This is a genomic window from Streptosporangium sp. G12, assembly GCF_052983175.1.
Genome location: NZ_JBRIQO010000115.1, coordinates 1 through 524 on the forward strand (window position 1 = coordinate 1; position 524 = coordinate 524).

Annotated in this window: 1 protein-coding gene; it reads left to right on the forward strand. The window is 75.2% G+C overall.

Features of this window, described 5'->3' with window-relative positions:
* Window positions 1–108: 108 nt before the first annotated feature.
* On the forward strand, window positions 109–524 hold a 416-nt coding region (locus tag ACVCAG_RS45845), incomplete at its 3' end, for a SpnB-like Rossmann fold domain-containing protein (RefSeq protein WP_447191683.1).

Sequence of the window (524 nt, forward strand, 5' to 3'; positions counted from 1 at the left end):
GAGTGGAGTGAGGCTCCGGCCGGTTCCGTTTCCGCTCCTGCGGGGGTGCCCGGGTGGGTGGTGGCCGGTTCTCTGGCCGGTTCGCTGGATGGTGAGGTTGCGGAGTGTGTGCTGGTCGAGGTGTCGGCCGGGGTGCACGAGGCGTTGGGTGTGGTGCAGGGGTGGTTGGCCGAGGAGCGGTTCGCCTCTTCGCGGCTGGTGGTGGTGACGCGGGGCGCGGTGGCGGTCGCTCAGGCGGAGGATGTGGATCCGGCGCAGGCGGCGGTGTGGGGTCTGGTGCGGGCGGCGCAGGCCGAGCAGCCGGGCCGGTTCGTGCTGCTGGACGTGGAGGCCGGGCCGCTGGAGGCGGACGCGGTCGATCGGGCGCTGGCCTCGGGTGAGGCGCAGGTCGCGGTGCGGGCCGGTGCGGTGTGGGTGCCGCGGTTGGTGCGCACGGTGGTGGCGCCGGTGGAGGAGGATCGCGCTCCGGTGTTCGGGCCGGAGGGCACGGTGCTGGTCACCGGCGGCACCGGCGGCCTGGGCGC